19 protein-coding genes are annotated in these 20,101 nt (G+C 46.4%); all 19 read left to right on the top strand.

Annotated features, from left to right (window positions below):
- Positions 1–549, top strand: coding sequence for a dTDP-4-dehydrorhamnose 3,5-epimerase (rfbC, locus tag LHAB_RS00970; RefSeq protein WP_090043512.1), 549 nt, complete (start codon positions 1–3; stop codon positions 547–549).
- Positions 550–648: 99 nt separating this feature from the next.
- A complete protein-coding gene (locus LHAB_RS14590) occupies positions 649–1,503 on the top strand; it encodes a Wzz/FepE/Etk N-terminal domain-containing protein (protein WP_194943044.1) in 855 nt (284 codons plus the stop codon).
- Between the two features lie 60 nt (positions 1,504–1,563).
- On the top strand, positions 1,564–2,709 hold the full coding sequence (locus LHAB_RS00960; protein ID WP_090043511.1) for an MraY family glycosyltransferase: 1,146 nt from the start codon (positions 1,564–1,566) through the stop codon (positions 2,707–2,709).
- Between the two features lie 26 nt (positions 2,710–2,735).
- A complete protein-coding gene (locus tag LHAB_RS00955) occupies positions 2,736–4,196 on the top strand; it encodes a mannose-1-phosphate guanylyltransferase/mannose-6-phosphate isomerase (RefSeq protein ID WP_090043510.1) in 1,461 nt (486 codons plus the stop codon).
- Positions 4,193–5,389 (top strand): nucleotide sugar dehydrogenase, encoded by a 1,197-nt coding sequence (locus LHAB_RS00950; protein WP_090043509.1) that lies wholly within the window; start codon positions 4,193–4,195, stop codon positions 5,387–5,389. The genes LHAB_RS00955 and LHAB_RS00950 overlap by 4 nt, the downstream gene beginning before the upstream one ends.
- A 14-nt stretch (positions 5,390–5,403) precedes the next feature.
- Complete coding sequence (locus tag LHAB_RS00945) at positions 5,404–6,732, top strand: flippase (RefSeq protein ID WP_090043508.1); 1,329 nt, start codon at positions 5,404–5,406, stop codon at positions 6,730–6,732.
- 7 nt (positions 6,733–6,739) lie between these two features.
- Positions 6,740–7,528 (top strand): FkbM family methyltransferase, encoded by a 789-nt coding sequence (locus tag LHAB_RS00940; RefSeq protein WP_090043507.1) that lies wholly within the window; start codon positions 6,740–6,742, stop codon positions 7,526–7,528.
- Positions 7,529–7,534: 6 nt separating this feature from the next.
- Complete coding sequence (locus tag LHAB_RS00935; protein WP_090043506.1) at positions 7,535–8,491, top strand: UDP-glucuronic acid decarboxylase family protein; 957 nt, start codon at positions 7,535–7,537, stop codon at positions 8,489–8,491.
- Between the two features lie 3 nt (positions 8,492–8,494).
- Complete coding sequence (locus LHAB_RS14585; RefSeq protein ID WP_194943043.1) at positions 8,495–9,424, top strand: nucleotide-diphospho-sugar transferase; 930 nt, start codon at positions 8,495–8,497, stop codon at positions 9,422–9,424.
- Entirely contained in the window at positions 9,406–10,569 is a 1,164-nt protein-coding gene (locus LHAB_RS14580; RefSeq protein ID WP_194943042.1) for a glycosyltransferase, read from the top strand. The genes LHAB_RS14585 and LHAB_RS14580 overlap by 19 nt, the downstream gene beginning before the upstream one ends.
- Positions 10,570–10,772: 203 nt before the next feature.
- Positions 10,773–11,438, top strand: coding sequence for a class I SAM-dependent methyltransferase (locus tag LHAB_RS00930; RefSeq protein ID WP_228763297.1), 666 nt, complete (start codon positions 10,773–10,775; stop codon positions 11,436–11,438).
- The gene (locus LHAB_RS00925; RefSeq protein ID WP_090043504.1) at positions 11,435–12,556 is read left to right on the top strand and encodes a glycosyltransferase family 4 protein; all 1,122 of its coding nucleotides are present in this window, start codon (positions 11,435–11,437) and stop codon (positions 12,554–12,556) included. The genes LHAB_RS00930 and LHAB_RS00925 overlap by 4 nt, the downstream gene beginning before the upstream one ends.
- A complete protein-coding gene (locus tag LHAB_RS00920; RefSeq protein WP_090043503.1) occupies positions 12,553–13,506 on the top strand; it encodes a GDP-mannose 4,6-dehydratase in 954 nt (317 codons plus the stop codon). Before LHAB_RS00925 ends, LHAB_RS00920 begins: the two co-directional genes overlap by 4 nt.
- A gap of 21 nt (positions 13,507–13,527) precedes the next feature.
- Positions 13,528–14,652, top strand: coding sequence for a GDP-mannose 4,6-dehydratase (gmd, locus tag LHAB_RS00915; protein ID WP_090043502.1), 1,125 nt, complete (start codon positions 13,528–13,530; stop codon positions 14,650–14,652).
- Between the two features lie 3 nt (positions 14,653–14,655).
- Positions 14,656–15,624: a GDP-L-fucose synthase gene (locus tag LHAB_RS00910; RefSeq protein WP_090043501.1), complete on the top strand. Its 969-nt coding sequence runs from the start codon at positions 14,656–14,658 to the stop codon at positions 15,622–15,624.
- Between the two features lie 65 nt (positions 15,625–15,689).
- The gene (locus tag LHAB_RS00905; protein WP_090043500.1) at positions 15,690–16,436 is read left to right on the top strand and encodes a glycosyltransferase family 2 protein; all 747 of its coding nucleotides are present in this window, start codon (positions 15,690–15,692) and stop codon (positions 16,434–16,436) included.
- A gap of 1 nt (position 16,437) precedes the next feature.
- Positions 16,438–17,607 carry a hypothetical protein gene (locus LHAB_RS14575; RefSeq protein ID WP_194943041.1) on the top strand — a complete coding sequence of 390 codons (1,170 nt, stop codon included), beginning with the start codon at positions 16,438–16,440 and terminating at the stop codon, positions 17,605–17,607.
- A 624-nt stretch (positions 17,608–18,231) separates the two neighbouring features.
- On the top strand, positions 18,232–19,290 hold the full coding sequence (locus tag LHAB_RS00895; RefSeq protein ID WP_090043498.1) for a glycosyltransferase family 4 protein: 1,059 nt from the start codon (positions 18,232–18,234) through the stop codon (positions 19,288–19,290).
- 17 nt (positions 19,291–19,307) lie between these two features.
- On the top strand, positions 19,308–20,069 hold the full coding sequence (locus LHAB_RS00890) for a glycosyltransferase family 2 protein (protein WP_090043497.1): 762 nt from the start codon (positions 19,308–19,310) through the stop codon (positions 20,067–20,069).
- The last annotated feature ends 32 nt before the right edge of the window (positions 20,070–20,101 follow it).

Here is a 20,101-nt window from a genome sequence, read left to right as displayed (position 1 = left end):
ATGCCCTACACCGTCACCCCCACCCACATTCCCGACCTGCTCATCCTCGAGCCCAAAGTCTTTGGCGATGTGCGGGGGTTCTTCTTTGAAAGCTTCAACCAGCAAGACTTCAACCAAGCCACGGGCCTGAACGTGCAGTTTGTACAAGACAACCACAGCCGCAGTGCCCAAGGTGTGTTGCGTGGCCTGCACTACCAGGTGCAGCAACCCCAAGGCAAACTGGTGCGCGTGGTGCGCGGCGCGGTGTTGGATGTGGCGGTCGACATCCGCCAAAACTCCCCCACTTTTGGCCAATGGGCCGGGGTCGAGCTGACCGAAGACAACCACAAACAACTCTGGGTGCCACCCGGCTTTGCCCATGGCTTTGTGGTCTTGTCAGCAACCGCCGACTTCTTGTATAAAACCACCGACTACTACGCCCCCCAGCACGAACGCTGCATCGCCTGGAACGACCCTGACATCGGTATCACTTGGCCCTCAGGCCTAGAACCGAAGCTCTCCGTCAAAGACCAAGTCGCCAAACCCTTGGCCGAGGCGGATCTCTTCTAATCGTCATACCCTTTCCCCTCTGTCATACCCGCCCCCTAACTGTCATACCCGCGAACGCGGGTATCCATGCCCCCGATCCCTAGAATCTCTAGTCCAAAAATGACCGACACCCCCCACTACCCAGAAGACGACGAAATCAGTCTCCTGGACCTATTGCAAACCATCGTCGACAACCTGCGCCTGCTCATCATCGGCCCCATCGTGGTTGGCCTGCTGGCTTATGGCGTCGCTTTCATCATCCCCAATACCTACGAAAGCACCGCCATCCTCAAGTCCGAGCAAAACCTAGCGGGCCAAATGCTCACAGCATCTGTACTCGACTCCATCGCGGCTAAATTGGGCTACACCCCCAAGATGGAAGCCGAAGATGCCCGAGACAAGCTGAAAAAAGAAATCAAAGCCAGCTACAACGCCAAGGACAAACTGATCTCTCTGACCGCGCAGTCGACCAGCCCACAGGCCGCTCAGGCAATGGCCAAAGATGTTTTGGCGCAACTCTATGTGCAAGCTCAGCCACGCGACTCGGCCAAGCAAAGCCTAGAAAAACAACTGACCCAACTCCAAACCCGAGAAAAAGAAGTGACTCAATCAGCCAAGTTGCTTGAACGCCGGCTGGAGCAAGTTTTCGGTCATGGCGTCTCTGAAGTCGCACAGGGCTATGCCCAATTGGTTGAACTTATTGCAAAAACCCAAGAAAACCAAATTAAGATTGAAAAAGAACTCAAAGGCTTTGACAGCAGCGATCTGATTCAGAGCCCCACGCTCCCGACCCAAAAAGTGGCCCCCAAACGCAGCCTCATCGCCATCATCGCCGCGTTGGCTGCAGGTTTTGCCCTGCTCATGTTCGTCTTCATCCGCCAAGCCTTGCGCAGCGCGAGCCAAAACCAAGAGTCAGCCCAAAAAATCAACGCTCTGCAAGCCTCATGGCGCAAAGCTTTGGGTAAATCCCAGTAACTCCCATGCCCGTAATTAACTGCCATACACGCGAACGCTGGCACTCATGACCGCAATCCCATGAACCCCCTGAACGCCCTCCAAGGCGTGTTCCAATCTGCCACACTGCATGCCGCAGCTTGGGGCTTTGTCAGCACGTTACTGTTGTGCCTGCTGCTGGTCGTCACCAAACGCTGGCACGGTGCCCTGACCATGGACTTCATCGATGGTGTGCAAAAGTTCCATACCACGCCCACCCCCCGTGTAGGCGGTCTGCCCATTGTGTTGGGCCTCCTCGTGGCTTGGACCAAAACACCCGCTGACGTTAAAGAAATGCTCACGCCCATCCTGTTCGCAGGCATGCCGGCATTCTTGTTTGGCGTGGCCGAAGACATCACCAAGCGTGTGGGCATCATGCAAAGGCTCTTGGCCACCATGGTCTCTGGCCTGCTGGCTTGGTGGATCACCGACTATTCACTGAGTCGTCTCGACATCTGGGGTGTCGATTGGTTCATGAAGTTCACTTTCGTGTCCGTCATCTTCACAGCCTTCGCCGTGGGCGGTGTTGCCAACAGCATCAACATCATCGACGGGTTCAACGGTTTGGCCAGCACCATGTCCACCTTGGCTTTCATTGGCTTTGGCATGATTGCTTGGCAGGTGGGCGATAAGACATTGGCCAGCACATCGCTCATCTTGGCCGCGTGTGTGTGGGGCTTCTTCTGGGTCAACTGGCCATTTGGCAAGCTGTTCTTGGGCGACGGTGGTTCTTACTTCATTGGCTTCGCATTAGCTTGGGTGGCCGTGCTGCTGATCGAGCGAAACCCGAGCGTGTCAGCCTTTGCCGCGGTGGTCATTTGCGTACACCCAGTGACTGAGGTGATTTTCAGCATCTACCGCCGCAAAATTCGCAAAGAGCACCCCGGTATGCCTGACCGTTTGCATTTCCACAGCCTTGTTAAGCGGCGCTATGTGGCACGTTGGTTTGGTCATTACTCCAACGCCGTCAGAAACTCCATCACGGGTGCTTTGATCGGCTTCATGACACTTTCTGCCATTGTGCTGGCCAGTTTCACCTATTCATCCATTGTCTTGTCCGTATTAGTGTTTTTGGCGCTTGCCTTGGGTTATGTCGCTATCTATGCCCGCATGGTTCGGCATCACTGGTGCTCGCCCATTGCCTTCTTGTTGGTCAAACCCACCCCGCAAATCCACTTGCCTGCCTGAGCAATAGACGAAGTCATCTGACAATCATGATACAAGTCACTCCTGTCATCCTTTGCGGTGGTTCCGGCACACGTTTGTGGCCCTTGTCACGCAGCGGTTTCCCCAAACAGTTTTTGTGTCTTACGGGCAACGAGAGTCTGTTCCAGCAAGCTGCTCAGCGCCTGGTTGCTTTGGGTCAAGAGGGTATTCAAGTCGCAGCGCCCTTGATAGTGAGCGGTGAAGACCATCGTTTCTTGGCCTCTGAGCAATTGCGAGAAGTGGGTATCTCTTTGGGGGTGGCCTTGCTGGAGCCATTAGGCCGGAACACAGCCCCTGCCTTGACCTTGGCCGCCTTGGCCGCCACAGAAAACGGCCAAGACCCAGTGCTGGTTGTCACCCCCGCCGACCAAACCATCGCAGATGGCGCTGCGTTTAACGCCGCAGTCCAGCAAGCCATTACCCAGGCAGCCGAAGGCAACATCGTCATCTTGGGCGTCATCCCCGACAAACCCGAAACCGGCTACGGCTACATCAAGACATCCTCTGTCATTCCCGCGAATGCGGGAATCCATGCCCCCATCACCGTTGCCGCCTTCGTAGAAAAACCCAACCTCGAAACCGCCCAAAGCTACCTCCAACAAGGCGGCTACTTCTGGAACGCCGGCATGTTCGTCCTGCGTGCATCCGTCTGGCTCAAGGCCCTGCAAACTTTCCGCCCGGACATCGCCCAAGCCTGCCAAGCTGCATGGGCTGCCAAAAAGCAAGACGCCCAATTCATTCGCCCCGGCAAAGATGAGTTTGCCGCCATCCCTTCCGAGTCGGTGGACTATGCCGTCATGGAGCACTGTCCAGGCAGCGCATTCCCCATCCAAATGGTGCCGCTTGATGCTGGCTGGTCAGACCTGGGCGCATGGGACGCCGTCTGGAACGTGCTGCCCAAAGACGACCAAGGAAATGCTTTTACGGGCGACGTGCTGGAAACAGACAGCCACAACACGCTGGTGCACGCCAGCAGCCGCTTGGTCAGCTTGGTGGGTGTGAGCGATCTGGTTGTCATCGAAACCGCAGACGCCGTGCTGGTGGCCAAAAAATCGCGCAGCCAGGACGTGAAGCACATCGTGAACGCGCTGAGCCAGCAAAACCGCGAAGAGCATACCCTGCACCGCAAAGTGCACCGCCCCTGGGGCTGGTACGACAGCATCGACGAAGGTGGCCGTTTCAAGGTCAAGCGCATCCAAGTCAAGCCCAAGGCCAGCCTGAGCTTGCAAAAACACCATCACCGTGCCGAGCACTGGATTGTGGTGACCGGCACCGCTGAAATTACCAACGGTGACAAGGTGCTGACGCTCACTGAGAACCAATCCACCTATATTCCGTTGGGTGAAGTCCACCGGTTGGCTAACCCCGGCACCATTCCACTTGAAATCATTGAGGTGCAATCGGGCAGTTATTTGGGTGAAGACGACATCGTGCGATTTGAAGACACTTACGGCAGAACAACGCAATGAAAATCGCCATCGCAGGCACAGGCTATGTGGGTTTATCCAACGGCGTGCTGTTGTCCCAACACCATGAAATTGTGGCATTGGACATCGTCCCCAGTAAGGTGGACATGCTCAACCGCAAACAGTCCCCCATCGAAGATGCTGATCTGGAAGACTTCCTCAAAAACAAGACACTCAACTTCCGCGCTACGCTGGACAAACATGACGCCTATGCCGGTGCTGACTTCGTCATCATTGCCACCCCAACCGACTACGACCCAACCACCAATTACTTCAATACAAAGTCCATTGGAGCGGTGATCAAAGACGTCATGGCCATTAACCCATCGGCGGTCATGGTCATCAAGTCCACCGTGCCGGTGGGTTATACCGCCAAAACCCGCGAAGCGATGGGAACGCCTAATTTGATGTTTTCGCCCGAGTTTTTGCGGGAGGGTCGCGCCCTTCACGACAACCTGCACCCTAGCCGAATCGTGGTTGGCGAGCGGTCGGCCCGGGCCGAAGCCTTTGCGGGGCTTTTAATGCAAGCGGCCATCAAGCAAGACATCAACGTGCTGTTGACGGACAGCACCGAGGCCGAGGCCATCAAGCTCTTTGCCAACACTTACCTCGCTATGCGTGTGGCCTACTTCAACGAGCTGGACACCTATGCGGCCACCCATGGTTTAGAATGTCGGCAAATCATCAATGGCGTCAGCTTAGACCCCCGCATTGGTGCACACTACAACAACCCCAGCTTTGGGTACGGTGGCTATTGCCTACCCAAAGACACCAAACAGCTCTTGGCCAACTACCAAGATGTGCCGCAAACGCTGATTCAAGCCATCGTCACCGCCAACAGCACCCGTAAAGACTTTATTGCATCAGAAATCGTCGCCAGGTCTGTCGTTGCGAGCGAAGCGAAGCAATCCACCCCCGTCGTGGGCATCTACAGACTGGTCATGAAAGCAGGCTCAGACAACTTCCGCGCTTCCAGCATTCAGGGCATCATGAAGCGCATCAAGGCCAAAGGCATTGAAGTCATTGTTTATGAGCCTGCCCTCAAAGATGATCGTTTTTTCAACAGCCGTGTGGTCAACGATTTGGCTCAGTTCAAAGCCCAAGCTGACGTGATCGTGGCCAACCGCAGCACTGCAGACTTAAGCGATGTGATGGATAAGGTCTACAGCAGAGACTTGTTCGGCATTGACAGCTGAAGCAGGCAAAGTTTGTGAATATCGTTCCAGCATTCGTTCGCCGCCGCATTGAGCATAGGCCCAACTTGGTCAAGATCGTTGACAACATGGGGTGGCTCTTTTTTGACAAAGTGCTGCGCATGGGGGTGGGGTTGCTGGTTGGGGTGTGGGTTGCCCGTTACTTGGGGCCCGAGCAATTTGGTTTGTTAAGTTTTGCTTCCGCCTTTGTTGGCATGTTTGGTGCTGTGGCGGGTTTAGGCTTGCAAAGCATTGTGGTTCGCGACATGGTACAAGATCCCTCGTGCAAAGAAGAAACCCTAGGTACGGCTGCAGTTTTGCAGCTGGTAGGTGGCTTGCTAGCCTACGGTTGTGTCATGGGAACCATTTTTTGGCTGCGGCCTGACGAAGGTCTGGCCAAGCTGTTGGTGGCCATCCTCGGCTCTATCGTGCTATTCAAGTTCAGCGATGTTGCCCTCTATTGGTTTGAATCACAAGTTTTGTCCAAATACATCGTTTGGGTGCAAAACGGGTGTTTTTTGGTTTTTGCAGCTATCAAGGTTGGTTTGATTGTGAGCAATGCCCCCCTGCTTGCCTTTGCCTGGACTACAGCTGCGGAAGCCTTGATTGTTTCCGTGCTCATATTATTCATGCTCGGTTTGCATGGCCCTAAGTTGCAAAAGCTTCGTTTTTCTTTGTTGCGCGCAAAGACATTGTTACTCGATAGTTGGCCATTGCTTTTGTCGGGAATGGCCATCATGGTCTACATGAAAATCGACCAGATCATGCTGGGACAAATGCTGGACGATGACGCTGTTGGGATCTACAGCGCAGCAGTGCGCATCAGCGAAGTGTGGTACTTCATCCCGATGATGATTATGGCCTCTGTTTTTCCTGCCATCCTGGAAGCCAAAAAGCGTGATGAAACACAGTACCTCCAACGCCTACAGCGTTTGTACGACCTGATGGTATGGCTGTCCGTGGCTATTGCGTTGCCCATGACATTTTTATCAACACCTATTGTGATTGCTCTTTTCGGATCGGCTTATGCCGAATCGGGACCTGTTCTCGCTATTCACATATGGGCATCAGTCTTCGTTTTCTTGGGTGTTGCAAGTAGCCAATGGTTTGTTACAGAGAATCGTCAAATCCTGAGTTTTCAACGAACACTATTAGGTTTAATTATTAATGTCTTATTCAACCTATTTATGATACCAAAATTTGGAGGAAATGGTGCTGCTGTTGCAACTCTTTTAGGACAAATTACAGCCGCATGGTTATTTGATCTAATCCAAGCGCCGACGCGGCCATTATTTTTCATGAAAACAAAATCGCTTAATTTAATTCGATTTATCCAAAAGAAATGAGATAAAAATGCAAAAGATAATAAATATTTATGTTTTCTTATTTGCTAGAGTTTTTTTTGTAAAGTTCAATAAGCTACTTTATAGGCTATCTTTGTCTGGGCTGGGGATTTTGAATTATAAAACCTCAGCTGTCAGCGGCGAGAAGAATTTCATAGATAAATTCATGAGGTGTAAGCATGGTGTTGTAATCGATATTGGAGCAAATGTTGGTGATTATATTGCTGAATTGATTAATATAAACAAAGGATTAACAATTCATGCGTTTGAACCACATCCTTTAACTTTTTTAAAGTTGCGTAAAAATACAGTGAATTATGAGAATGTTTTTGTTTATAATCAAGGGGCATCTAGTAAGCGCGGACTTCTTAATCTTTACGATTATGGCTCCAATGATGGATCACAGCATGCTTCATTGTTCCGTGATGTGATTAGTGAAATTCATGGATCAAAGTCTGTTACATCTCATGAGGTTGAATTAATTGATCTTGATGGATTTATTGAGATGAATAATATCTTGGAAATTTTATTATTAAAAATTGATACTGAGGGTAACGAGTTGGAGGTTATTCGCGGGTGTGCTAAATCTATCGCATCGGGAAAAATTAAAGCAATTCATTTTGAGTTCAATGAAATGAATGTTGCTTCAAGAGTATTTTTCAAGGACTTTTGGACTATTTTGTCGGATTATGATTTTTATCGACTGCTGCCTAATGGAATGATGAAAATTAATAAATATCACCCTTTATTTTGTGAGGTATATGCATATCAAAATATTGTAGCAATATATAAAAATTGATATTAAATGAAAAATTACTACTCTAGACCCCGCACACTTATCACCGGCGGTGCTGGTTTTCTCGGCTCACACCTATGTGAGCGACTTGTTTCTGAGGGCCACGACGTCATCTGCCTTGATAACTTCTTTACAGGCAGCAAAAACAACGTGTCACATCTAATGCAAAAGCCGCATTTTGAGTTGATGCGTCATGACGTTACATTTCCACTCTATGTTGAAGTAGATCAAATCTACAACTTGGCTTGCCCCGCATCCCCAGTCCATTACCAGCACGATCCGGTGCAGACCACCAAGACCAGTGTGCACGGCGCCATCAATATGCTGGGACTTGCAAAGCGCACTGGCGCACGCATTTTTCAGGCATCCACAAGCGAGGTCTATGGCGACCCAGAAGTGCATCCGCAGCCTGAGAGCTATTGGGGCAAGGTCAACCCCATTGGCATTCGGTCTTGCTACGACGAAGGCAAGCGCTGCGCTGAGACATTATTTTTTGACTACCACCGTCAGCACAACCTCGACATCAAGGTGGCTCGTATATTCAACACCTATGGTCCGCGTATGCACCCCAACGATGGGCGCGTGGTGAGTAACTTCATCGTTCAAGCCATCAAGGGTGAAAATATCACCATTTACGGCGATGGACATCAGACCCGGTCTTTTTGTTATGTGGATGACTTGATAGAAGGCTTTGTGCGCCTAATGAGTACCGAGCCTGGCATCACAGGGCCAGTGAACTTGGGTAACCCTAGTGAATTCACCATGCTGGAGTTGGCAGAGAAGGTGCTGAAACTGGTGGGTGGTAAATCTAAACTGACCCATCTGCCTTTGCCCGCTGATGACCCGAAACAGCGACAGCCAAATATTGAGTTGGCCAAAGACAAGCTTGGCTGGGAGCCTATAGTTTCCTTGGATGAAGGCTTAAAACGAACGGTGGATTACTTTGCCAAATTGCTGAAAGACTAACTTGTGACAAGCGAAATTTTTATACCTGTAGCACCACTGCAAACAGCGGTTCTTTTTTTGGTTTTCAATAGACCGGACACTACCAAACAAGTTTTCAAGGCGATTCGCCAGGCAAAACCGCCCAGACTTTATGTGGCGGCTGATGGCCCAAGGGCCAATCGTGAAGGTGAAGCGGAGAGAGTCACCCAAGTGCGTGAAATTGCTACGGCAGTGGACTGGCCGTGCGAAGTTAAAACACTCTTTAGAGATGAAAATCTAGGCTGCAAGAAATCTGTCAGCAGTGGAATAAATTGGTTTTTTGAAAACGAAAATCAAGGCATTATCTTGGAGGATGATTGTTTACCTGTGCAAAGCTTTTTTTGGTTCTGCGAAAAAATTCTTAATAAATACGCCAACGATACAAGAATAATGATGGCAACTGGAACCAACTACTTGCTGGACATACAAAAACAAACAGGAGCAGAGTTCATTTTTTCTAGACATTACTCTATTTGGGGGTGGGCAACTTGGAAAAGAGCTTGGGAAAGTTATGAGGTCGACATATTAGATTATGAGTCAGATGATCATAAATATATCTCTCTAAACAAACATGATGAGAAATTCCATCAAAATTTAATTAAAGCAAGTAAATCTAAAAATATAGATACATGGGACTACCAATGGTCTTTAAACTGTTGTTTTAATTACGGCCTATGTGCAACACCAACGGTTAACTTGGTATCCAATATTGGGACAATTGGAGCTCATGCAGACGGCGCCACGGAAAACAACTTTATGCCAACCAAGGAAATTGATTTGATAAGAATTGATTTCCCTAAAAGAATAATGCCCAACATGTATCACGATGCAGAGGTTGGAAAAAGAAATAGGGCAAGGCCATTAATTTTATCGAGATTAATCAAGAGAATAATAAAATGGTTAAAACCGTACTAAAAAAAATATTACCCCCGCTGTTGATTAAAATAATAAATAAAATTAAAAATAGAAAGATTAAGAATTTATATAAGAGGTATAACGGAGAAAAAAAGGTTTTAATCTCATATATCACTTCGCCTTTTAGAATCCAATCGAATGCGCACACCAATAACTATGAAGTTGTTTGCGCTGCAAAGATTTTCGATGAGCTAGGATATATTGTAGATGTAATAAATTATGACAATCCAATCTCTGAATTGGACAATTACAATGTAATTTATGGTTTTGGCGATGTTTTCCAGAAATACTTTGAGGGGGGATTTCACGCTATAAAAACTATATACTATGGTGCGGGAATGCACGTATGTCATCAAAACACAGCAACTCTAAAAAGAGTCAAGGATGTTTATTTGAAAAAAGGATTTTGGCTCAGCAAATCTGCAAGATTTGTTGAAAAAACTTGGTCTCATCAAACCACATTGGTTGATGGAATAATTGCGCTAGGTAATCATTGTTGCGAAGAAACATACCGGCTGCATTATGATGGCAAAATAGTTGGAATAAATGCACCTTACTTTAATTCGATAAATCCTAGAAGTGTATTGCTTAATAGAAAGGCGGGGGCAAATAAATCTTATTTGTGGTTCGGGAGTTCAGGATTAATTCACAAGGGATTGGATTTATGTTTGGATTTTTTTAAGTCCAGACCTGATTTGACATTGCATATATGCGGTCATGTTGCCGCTGAGCAAGACTTTAATATTGCCTACAGAAATGAACTATATCAATTATCAAATATACATATGCATGGATTTGTAAATATTAATTCTGAAAAATTCAATGAAATTCTTGAAAACTGTTCATTTGTTATTTTTCCATCTTGTTCGGAGGGTGGTTCGCCATCATTGATTACAGCCGTCGGAAATGGAGCGCTAATACCTATAATCACTAAAGAGACAAGTGTTTCGACTGGATACGAAATTCCAATAAAAGGATTTTCAGTAATGGACTTAAAAGAAGCTATCGATGCTTCGGAAAAGCTTTCTAGTGAAGAAATTATTCGTTTTCAAACCCTAAATTTAGAATATGTCATGGAGAATAATAATAAAGATACTTATTATTATAATTTGAAATCTGCAATTAAAGAAATTCTAGCCGAATAGTCAGATGTATTATGAGTCCGAAGATGTGATGAGTGCCAAGTTTCATTAGGAATCAAAATTTTTATTAAATTTATCGTGAAGCATAAAAATTTATGTTAAATCAATTGTGTAGATTATGTTGCCATAAACTGGGTAAATCAATATTTGATGGGTTCATATTTTATAATAAAATACATTATTTTGATTGTTTAAATTGTGGTTATGTGCAAACCGAACAACCTTATTGGCTAGAAAAAGCGTACTCTTCTGCCATTAATAATTGCGATACTGGAATTATGGCCCGCAACCAATTAAATGTGGGTTTGATCTTGGCTACGCTGAATTCCCTCAAGTCTCTAAATGGTGCGGTTGTGGATTATGCCGGTGGTTATGGTATCTTGGTGCGGTTGCTTCGTGATCGAGGTATTGAAGCATTATGGACAGATCCTTACTGTACAAATCTTCTTGCAATAGGCTTTGAATATACCAACGAAAAAGCTGATTTGGTTACTGCTTTTGAGGCGTTTGAGCATTTTGTTGATCCCTTAATTGAGGTGGATAAGCTTTTCGCCATAGCGCCTAACTTACTTATCTCAACCAGTCTTATTGCTTCCCCTGCCCCTCGGCCAAATCAATGGTGGTATTACGGACTTGATCATGGTCAGCATATCGGTTTTTTTCGTGTACAGACTTTGCAATTTATTGCAAAAAGGTTCAACAAACATCTTGTCACTGATGGAGTTAGTTGTCATCTTTTTAGTGAAAAGCCTGTCAGTGAATTTCAATGGAAAATGAATACTCGATTGGTGAGAAGGTTCCCTGCGCTCTATGGACAAAATCTTCGATCTAAAACATGGTCTGATTTTCAAAAAATGAGTGGCAAGACGTGAGAATTGTTTTTGACCATCAAATTTTCACACATCAGTCCTACGGAGGTATTTCTCGTTACTTCGTGCGGCTCGCTCTAGGTTTGATAACTCTGGGTGAACAAGTTGATGTTGTAGCCCCAATCCACCGCAACCGTTATTTAAAAGATCTGCCCGAAAACGTTGTTCACGGCTTAGGCTTGGAGGGCTTTCCGCCAAAAACGGGTCGATTGGCCATGTTTGCTAATCATTGCCTTAGCCAGCTGAGTTTGCGCTCCAATAGCGCCGACATCTTGCATGAAACCTATTACAGCCCTAAGGTGGTTTCAAGGGTTGCCAAAGGACGTGTTATCACGGTGTACGACATGATTCACGAAAAGTACCCTGATAATTTTTCTCCCACTGATGCCACTACCCAATACAAACGTTTAGCGTTAGCACGTGCAGATCATGTGATCAGCATATCCCACAGTACAAAAAAAGACCTCTGCGAGCTGTTCGGTTTTCCTGATCATAAGGTGTCTGTTGTGCATCTTGGATTTGAAAAGTTCGAATCAAAGCACAGTCTGGTTTCAGGTGTCGTCCACAGGCCGCGACCTTATCTGTTGTATGTCGGGTCTCGAGGTGGATATAAAAATTTTGAACGAATGCTCAAGGCCGTCGCCTCAAAATCTGAGCTCATGAATGAGTTTGATCTGGTCGCTTTTGGCGGTGGTGCCTTCAACGAAGCTGAGAAATCTCTCATTAGCAGGCTGGGCTTTGATGCCATGGCCGTTCAGCAAATTGGTGGTGATGACGGGTTGTTGGGTCAGCTTTATTCAAAAGCCCGTGCTTTTGTATACCCCTCTGTTTATGAAGGTTTTGGTCTACCTCCATTGGAGGCGATTGCGCATGACTGTCCTGTGGTGACCAGTAACAGCAGCTCGATGCCAGAGGTGGTGGGCCAAGCTGGTGAATACTTTGATCCTTTGGATGTGGAAGCCCAGGCTGAGGCCATTTGTCGTGTCGTCTTTGACGAACAGCGCCGCAGTGCCTTGATTAAGGCTGGAAGAGAGTGTTTGCCTATGTTTTCATGGGAGCGTTGTGCGCAAGAGACTCAGGCGGTTTATAAAAATGTCTTAGCTGATAAGGAGTCTCATTGAAAACTGCTCTGATATGCGGTGTCGGTGGTCAAGATGGTGCTTTCTTGTCTCGGCTGTTGCTAGACAAGGGCTACTGCGTTTACGGTACTTCCAGAGACGCCCAAGGCGGCAGCTTTAGCAACTTATCGCGCTTGGGTATTCGTGAACGGGTTCGTCTACTGTCTATGGCGCCCGAGGACTTTAGAAGTGTTTTTATGGTCATGAAGACCTCGCAGCCTGACGAGGTGTATTTTTTGGCTGGTCAGTCTTCTGTTGGACTGTCGTTTGAACAACCTGCTGAAACGATTCAAAGCTTTACCCTGGGTACCCTGAATGTTCTGGAGGCCAGCCGCATGATGGAAAGATCGATAAAGCAGTATCACGCCGGTTCCAGCGAGTGTTTTGGTGACACGGCAGGGTTACCGGCGACAGAGGCCACACCCTTTAGCCCGCGTAGCCCCTATGCGGTTGCCAAAGCATCGGCCTATTGGCTGGTGAACAACTACCGCGAGGCCTATGGTTTGTTCGCTTGTACCGGTATTTTGTTTAACCACGAATCGCCGCTGCGTCCACATCGATTTGTGACCCAGAAAATTATTCAATCGGCTAAGCGGATTGCCACTGGCTCAAAGGAAATCCTAGAGTTGGGCAGATTGGATATCGTGAGAGATTGGGGTTGGGCACCGGACTATGTTGAGGCGATGTGGCTGATGTTGCAACAAGAAACGCCGCAAGACTTTATTATCGCAACGGGTGAATCGTTTGCTTTACAAGACTTTGTCTCGGCGACTTTTGAGCATCTGGGTTTGAATTGGGCTGATCACGTTAGACAGTCAAACCAGCTTTTTAGGCCGACCGATATTGCTGTCAGCGCGGCAAATTCGTCCAAGGCGCGACAAGAGCTAGGTTGGCTACCCAAGTTCAACATGCATGGCGTGGTGAAAAACATGATCGAAGAAAAACTGTATTGATTGAATTTGAATAAATCTGATATGAAAAAAGCACTCATCACCGGCATCACCGGCCAAGACGGTTCCTACCTCGCGGAATTGCTGCTGGAAAAAGGTTACGAAGTTCACGGCATCAAGCGCCGTGCATCGTCGTTCAACACCCAGCGTGTGGACCACATTTACCAAGATCCGCACATCGACAACCGTAATTTTGTGTTGCACTACGGCGATTTGACCGACACGTCTAACCTGATACGCATCCTGCAGCAGGTGCAGCCGGACGAGGTCTACAACCTGGGTGCCCAAAGCCATGTGGCCGTGTCGTTTGAGTCGCCCGAGTACACGGCCGATGTTGATGCCATGGGCACTTTGCGTCTTTTGGAAGCCATTCGCATTTTGGGCATGGTAAAGACCTGCCGCTTCTACCAAGCTTCGACGTCTGAGCTGTATGGCTTGGTGCAAGAAACCCCCCAAAAAGAAACCACGCCTTTCTACCCCCGCAGCCCCTACGCAGTGGCCAAGCTGTACGCCTACTGGATCACGGTGAACTACCGCGAAGCCTATGGCATGCATGCCTGTAACGGCATTTTGTTCAACCACGAAAGCCCGCGCCGTGGCGAGACCTTCGTCACTCGCAAAATCACCCGTGGCCTGGCCAACATCGCCCAGGGTCTTGAAAAATGTTTGTTCATGGGTAACATCGATGCCCTGCGCGACTGGGGTCACGCCAAAGACTATGTGCGCATGCAGTGGATGATGCTGCAGCAAGACCAGCCCGAAGACTTTGTGATTGCCACCGGTGTGCAATACAGCGTGCGCGAGTTCATTCAATGGACGGCGGCAGAGCTGGGCATCACGCTGGAGTTCACTGGCCAGGGCATTGAAGAAAAAGCGGTGGTGAAGTCCATCAGCGGCGACAAAGCTCCCGCGCTAAAGGTCGGCGAAGTCGTGGTGCAAATTGACCCGCTCTATTTCCGCCCTGCCGAGGTGGAAACCTTGTTGGGGGACCCCACCAAAGCCAAAACCAAGCTGGGCTGGATTCCCGAAATCACCGCGCAGCAAATGTGCGCGGAGATGGTGATTGAAGACTTGAAATTTGCTCAGCGTACTGCCTTCCTAAAGGCCAATGGGCACGACGTGAGTGTGTCGCTTGAAGAGGGACGTTGAAACATGAGCAGCAAAAAAACGCGCATCTTTGTCGCTGGGTACAACGGAATGGTGGGCAGCGCCTTGGTGCGTTTGCTGAGCACAAACCCTGACAACGAGATTATCACGTCCACCCGTAACGACCTAGACTTGTTGAACCAAGCCGCAGTGAATGCCTTTTTTGCGAATGACCAGTTTGACCAGGTGTATTTGGCAGCCGCCAAGGTGGGCGGCATACATGCCAACAACACTTACCCGGGGGATTTCATTTATGAAAACCTTGTCATCCAGACAAATGTGATCCATGCTGCACACAAAGCGGGTGTACAAAAGCTGTTGTTTTTGGGGTCCAGCTGCATTTACCCCAAGTTGGCAGAGCAGCCAATGACCGAGTCAGCCTTGCTGACGGGAATCCTAGAGCCCACCAACGAGTCTTACGCCATTGCCAAAATTGCTGGTATCAAACTGTGCGAGAGCTACAACCGACAGTATGGGCGCGACTACCGAAGCGTCATGCCAACCAATCTGTATGGCCCTGGGGATAATTTTCACCCAGAAAATAGCCACGTCATTCCTGCGCTCATGCGCCGTTTCCATGAAGCCAAGCTGCGGGGCGACCCACAGGTGGTGATTTGGGGCAGTGGTAAAGCCATGAGAGAGTTTTTGCATGTGGATGACATGGCCGCTGCCAGCGTGCATGTTATGAACCTAGAGACAGCCGAATGGCTAGCTAATACGCAACCCGCCCTTAGCCACATCAACGTTGGAACAGGTGTTGACTGCACCATCCGTGAACTGGCCGAAATAATTGCGAGGGTAACGGACTATACAAATCGACTGGTGTTTGATGCGAGCATGCCGGACGGTACGCCAAGAAAGCTCCTAAATATTGAAAAGCTTAGGTCAATGGGTTGGCAAGCATCCATTAAGTTGAGCGTAGGATTAGAAGAAACCTATAAATGGTATATTTCTAATAATAGTAATTCAAGATGATGAAGAAAAGATGAACATAATTAATTCATAAACTTATCCAATTTATAAAATATAAATTCAAGCACATGATAATTACGAAAGCACCAGTAATATCCATAGTTACTTCCGTTTTGAACAGCGCAAATTCTTTACGCGCCACGTTTGATAGTATAATCCCACAATTAAACAGTGAAGTAGAGTACATAGTTATTGATGGTGGCTCGACTGATGGTACAAAGGAAATTATATCTGAATACGTCGGCCATTTGGCTTACTGGGTCAGTGAGCGCGATTCGGGCATTTACGATGCATGGAACAAGGGCTTGACTCGCGCATCGGGTCGTTATATTGGATTCGTCGGCGCAGATGACATTCTATTACCAGGGTCGATATATACTTATTTGAGTTATATTAGACGTCAGCCAGAAATTGAATACTGGAGCTCGAAGGTCGTTTTGGGAGAAATAAATGGCCGTGTAATAGGTAAAGCATGGCGTTGGGAAAACTTTAGACGATACATGACTGTAGCACATGTCGGTTCGCTACAGCGACGGGACCTTTACGACCGTTTTGGTGTTTATAATACGAATTATCGTATTGCAGGTGACTACGAATTTCTCTTACGTATTGGTGAGGCCCTGAAGGCAGGCTATATAGATAAAGTCACCGCGATTATGGGTGATGGAGGTGTTAGTAATAAGTTTGCTTTGCAAACTTTAGCCGAGGCCGCAAGGGCAAAAAAAAATACAGATGCAACCTCAAAACTCGAAACAATATTTGATTACTACATGGCTCGGTTAAAGCTCATGGCACGGTCTTTGGTGAGAAAATGACATGACAACGTCGCTTCTAGTTCTACTTCTCCTGCCATCAATCTTAATGGTAACATTATCACTGCCTTCACTCGCAATTGGTCTGGTAATATCGAGCGCTATTATAATTATAATTAAATTAATTAAAGGGCAGATGATAAAAATTACAAAAATATATTTTCTTTTTTCCTTTATTGCTTTTTTATGGATCTTTGTTAATCCTATTTCCATTGAAAATTTGGTGCACGCTAAGCAGGTATTGTCGCTTTTGGCTATTGTTTTGTGTGGATTCGCGTTAACAAGTATTTTTAATTATAAGCAAGAGCATATCAAAAGAACAGTTGGGCTGCTTTTCCTTGTGCTTTTGGTGATTGGTTTTATTGGAGTTTTTGAAATATTAAAGCCGGGTAGTTATCAGACATTAAATCGACCGCTTCCACCATTCTCGGAACCTAGTCATTTTGCGATAAATTTTATCCCCATTGCTTGTTTCTTTGCATTTTTATCTTCAAATAAACTTCGTATATTAACCTGTCTTGCATGCTCGGTACTTGCTTTATTTTTACCTAATTTAACTTTGATGGTTGGGGTTTTGCTTATATCTTTAATTGTACTTAAAGCTCGCCAATTCGTTATGGTAACCGTAATAATTATCGGTCTAATTGCTTTAATTGTATTGTTTATGCCTAGTTATATGGATTACTTTATTAATAGGGTAATTCCATCGGATGATTATAATTTATCATATCTTGTGTATATTCAAGGTTGGGAGCAAGCGATTTCTGCTCTCCAGTTTTCAAGCGGATTCGGCGTAGGTTTTCAAAACTTCGGTATTGAGCCACCTGGTCAAGCGAGTCATTTGATTGATGATATATTTGGATTTCAAATTAATCGTACCGATGGGGGTTTTCTAGCGTCAAAATTTATTGGAGAATTTGGCATTGTAGGTATCGCTTTAGTCGGTTATACCAGCATTCTTTCTATCCGTGCAGGCCTTCTTTTGCGAAAACACTTAGACAGAGAAATACTTCTTCCATCCAATATTATTTCACTTTGCTACACATACATTTTTTTGTTGGAGCTTTTTATTCGTAGTATCTCATACTTCTCAATAACTTTTCTAATTACTTTATTGGTAATCCCAAAGACCATAAATATTCTAAAAAAGACCTCTTCATTAAATAAAATCTGATTATGATTGTGTTGGAGTTTTATGATTGGGATTTGTTTTTAAAATTATTATCAAGTATCTATGGCCACTAATTTTCAAAAGCCTAAATCGATTAAGCTATCAAAATTTAAATCTCTATTGCTTTGAGGTTGCTTGGGGTGGAATTTAATCTCGATAAGATCATTTTTTCTGAATTTCATTATAAGGATTCATATGTTTTTTTAAATTTACATTGCCATTCTCGGTCCTGAGATGTTTGAATTCAAATACTTTTGTTGTTTGAAAAATCTTAATTTAAAATAAAAACATTGATCTTCTGCTTTAAAAAAAAATTGCATATATCACTCAATTCGGGCCAATATTAAAAATTTTGTAAATACAATTAATTATTTCGCATTTAAATTTAATCTAAGTTGCTGTTCCCAATCATCTAATAATAATTTACTATTGTAGTGACAACGCATATCTTTATTTGTTAGTACTTCCTCGATAAATATGTAAATCGATTTATGTTCTGTAAATTTATAATTGGGTAGCACTTGTTGCGAGTATTTGTTTTTTTATGTGAATGCTGAGGCTATTGATATTTTTGTTTCTTTTCCTTCTCGACGTACATCATCACTAGAACTTTATTGATTCCCTCACATGACTAGCGGATATCTGATCACACTGGACTGCATCATTTTCGGTCTTCAACGCTTTGGAGGGATCTCAAACTATTGGGCAAAACTCGTGGAACACGTTAGTGTCGATCCTGCACTGGCTGGTAGCCTCGTCCTTCCGAAGCATCTGACCTATCGCGATTTTGATACAGCCTGGTTACAACGGATGCCGGTGCTGGGCGAGAAGCTTGATGCGAGAATCGGGCGTTATCTTCCTGCGAGGACGGCTGGCGATGGCGGTGTACTCCACACCTCCTACTACCGACTACCACGTCACCGTGTTGGAAAGTATGTTGTATCGGTCTACGACTTCACGTACGAGCGCTACCGAACTGGATTGGCGCGTTTCGTTCATACGAAGCAAAAGTTGGCTAGCATTAGGCGGGCCGATGCAGTGCTATGCATCTCGGAATCGACCCGACAGGACGTTATTGAGTTTTGCCCCGGAGTGGACACATCGAAGTTGCATGTTATTCATCTTGGTGTAGATGTGGAAACATTTTATCAGGAGTCTACAAGCTCACCTAACACCAACGAACAAACAGTGCTGTTTGTGGGCCAACGCGGGGGATACAAGCGTTTCGATCTAGCTGTTGAAGCAGTTCGGCAATCGCCTCGCCTTTCCCTCGGCATTGTCGGACCTACACTCACGGATGATGAGCGCACCCTCTTAGTAATGCGATTGGGGAACCGCTGGCAAGAATTCGGCCCGGTTTCCACCACAGATTTGCGGCGGCTGTATTCGTCTGCGTTTGCATTTATCTTTCCTTCAGATTATGAGGGTTTTGGCCTGCCAATTCTTGAGGCGATGGCCTGTGGATGTCCTGTCGTTTCAGCTGCTCTGTCTTCATTGCCAGAGGTTGGGGGTACCGCGGCGCTTTACGCTGATAGCCAAACTGGCGAGTCCTACGCTACTGCGTTAAGTACTTTTATTTCTGGAGCAGTGCGTGAGGATGCTGTTCGTCGCGGAATAGAGCGGGTTGCGCAATTTGACTGGTTTCAAACCGTTCAAAAAACCAAGGCTGTGTACTTGGATCGATAACAAACTTAGTACAATGAATGAGTAGTAATATTTCTATTTCTGTTGTAACCGCCACTTGGAATTGCGCGAAGACACTTCCCGATTGTTTGGAATCCATAAGCCAACAAGCCTTTCAAAGCAAACAGCATGTGATTGTGGATGGGGCTAGCACGGATGGAACGATCGATCTTGCCAAGCAAAATTTAGATTCAAAAGCCATATTTAAAAGCGAGCCTGATAAAGGTATTTACGACGCACTCAATAAAGGTGTTCTGCTGGCTACTGGCGATGTAGTAGGCTTTTTGCATGCCGATGACTTGTATGCTTCAAATGATGTGCTTTTAAAAGTGGCTAAAGCATTTGAGGATCCCACAGTTTGTGCTGTATATGGCGATTTGGAGTATGTGAGCCAAGACGATGTCAGTAAGGTGATTCGCCGGTGGAAAAGTAAGCCATTTAATCAGCGCGATTTGGTTTGGGGCTGGATGCCTGCTCATCCCACTTTGTATGTGCGCCGAGAGTGGTATGCGCGGATCGGCGGGTTTGATATGAGTTACAAAATATCTGCTGACTATTTAAGTATTTTGCAGCTTTTTTCTCATCCCGGCTTTAAGGCTGTTTATGTTCCTGAGGTGTTTGTAAAAATGCGCATGGGTGGTGCCAGCAACAAATCAATGAACGCACTCGTACATAAAACCAAAGAAGATTGGCGTGCTTTGCGCATCTGTGGTTTTTCTTTCATTGATGCTGCTCGTGCAATTACTTGGAAGAACCTTGGTAAGGTAGGGCAATTTTTCTGAATGAAATTAAATTTTAATCCTTCTGAAAGCAT

Source organism: Limnohabitans sp. 2KL-27, assembly GCF_001269345.1.
GTDB lineage: Bacteria > Pseudomonadota > Gammaproteobacteria > Burkholderiales > Burkholderiaceae_C > Limnohabitans_A.
Note: the sequence above shows the minus strand (reverse complement) of the source record. Positions and strands in the feature narration are given on the sequence as shown.

What these genes read in the sequence shown, in the direction of transcription:
- LHAB_RS14580 (WP_194943042.1), top strand. Translation starts at nt 9,406, where the DNA reads ATGGTTAAAACCGTACTAAAAAAAATATTACCCCCGCTGTTGATTAAA.
- LHAB_RS00890 (WP_090043497.1), top strand. Translation starts at nt 19,308, where the DNA reads ATGAGTAGTAATATTTCTATTTCTGTTGTAACCGCCACTTGGAATTGC.
- LHAB_RS14590 (WP_194943044.1), top strand. Translation starts at nt 649, where the DNA reads ATGACCGACACCCCCCACTACCCAGAAGACGACGAAATCAGTCTCCTG.
- LHAB_RS00910 (WP_090043501.1), top strand. Translation starts at nt 14,656, where the DNA reads ATGAGCAGCAAAAAAACGCGCATCTTTGTCGCTGGGTACAACGGAATG.
- LHAB_RS00895 (WP_090043498.1), top strand. Translation starts at nt 18,232, where the DNA reads ATGACTAGCGGATATCTGATCACACTGGACTGCATCATTTTCGGTCTT.
- LHAB_RS00935 (WP_090043506.1), top strand. Translation starts at nt 7,535, where the DNA reads ATGAAAAATTACTACTCTAGACCCCGCACACTTATCACCGGCGGTGCT.
- LHAB_RS00950 (WP_090043509.1), top strand. Translation starts at nt 4,193, where the DNA reads ATGAAAATCGCCATCGCAGGCACAGGCTATGTGGGTTTATCCAACGGC.
- LHAB_RS14575 (WP_194943041.1), top strand. Translation starts at nt 16,438, where the DNA reads ATGACAACGTCGCTTCTAGTTCTACTTCTCCTGCCATCAATCTTAATG.
- LHAB_RS00940 (WP_090043507.1), top strand. Translation starts at nt 6,740, where the DNA reads ATGCAAAAGATAATAAATATTTATGTTTTCTTATTTGCTAGAGTTTTT.
- gmd (WP_090043502.1), top strand. Translation starts at nt 13,528, where the DNA reads ATGAAAAAAGCACTCATCACCGGCATCACCGGCCAAGACGGTTCCTAC.
- LHAB_RS00905 (WP_090043500.1), top strand. Translation starts at nt 15,690, where the DNA reads ATGATAATTACGAAAGCACCAGTAATATCCATAGTTACTTCCGTTTTG.
- LHAB_RS00955 (WP_090043510.1), top strand. Translation starts at nt 2,736, where the DNA reads ATGATACAAGTCACTCCTGTCATCCTTTGCGGTGGTTCCGGCACACGT.
- LHAB_RS00960 (WP_090043511.1), top strand. Translation starts at nt 1,564, where the DNA reads ATGAACCCCCTGAACGCCCTCCAAGGCGTGTTCCAATCTGCCACACTG.
- rfbC (WP_090043512.1), top strand. Translation starts at nt 1, where the DNA reads ATGCCCTACACCGTCACCCCCACCCACATTCCCGACCTGCTCATCCTC.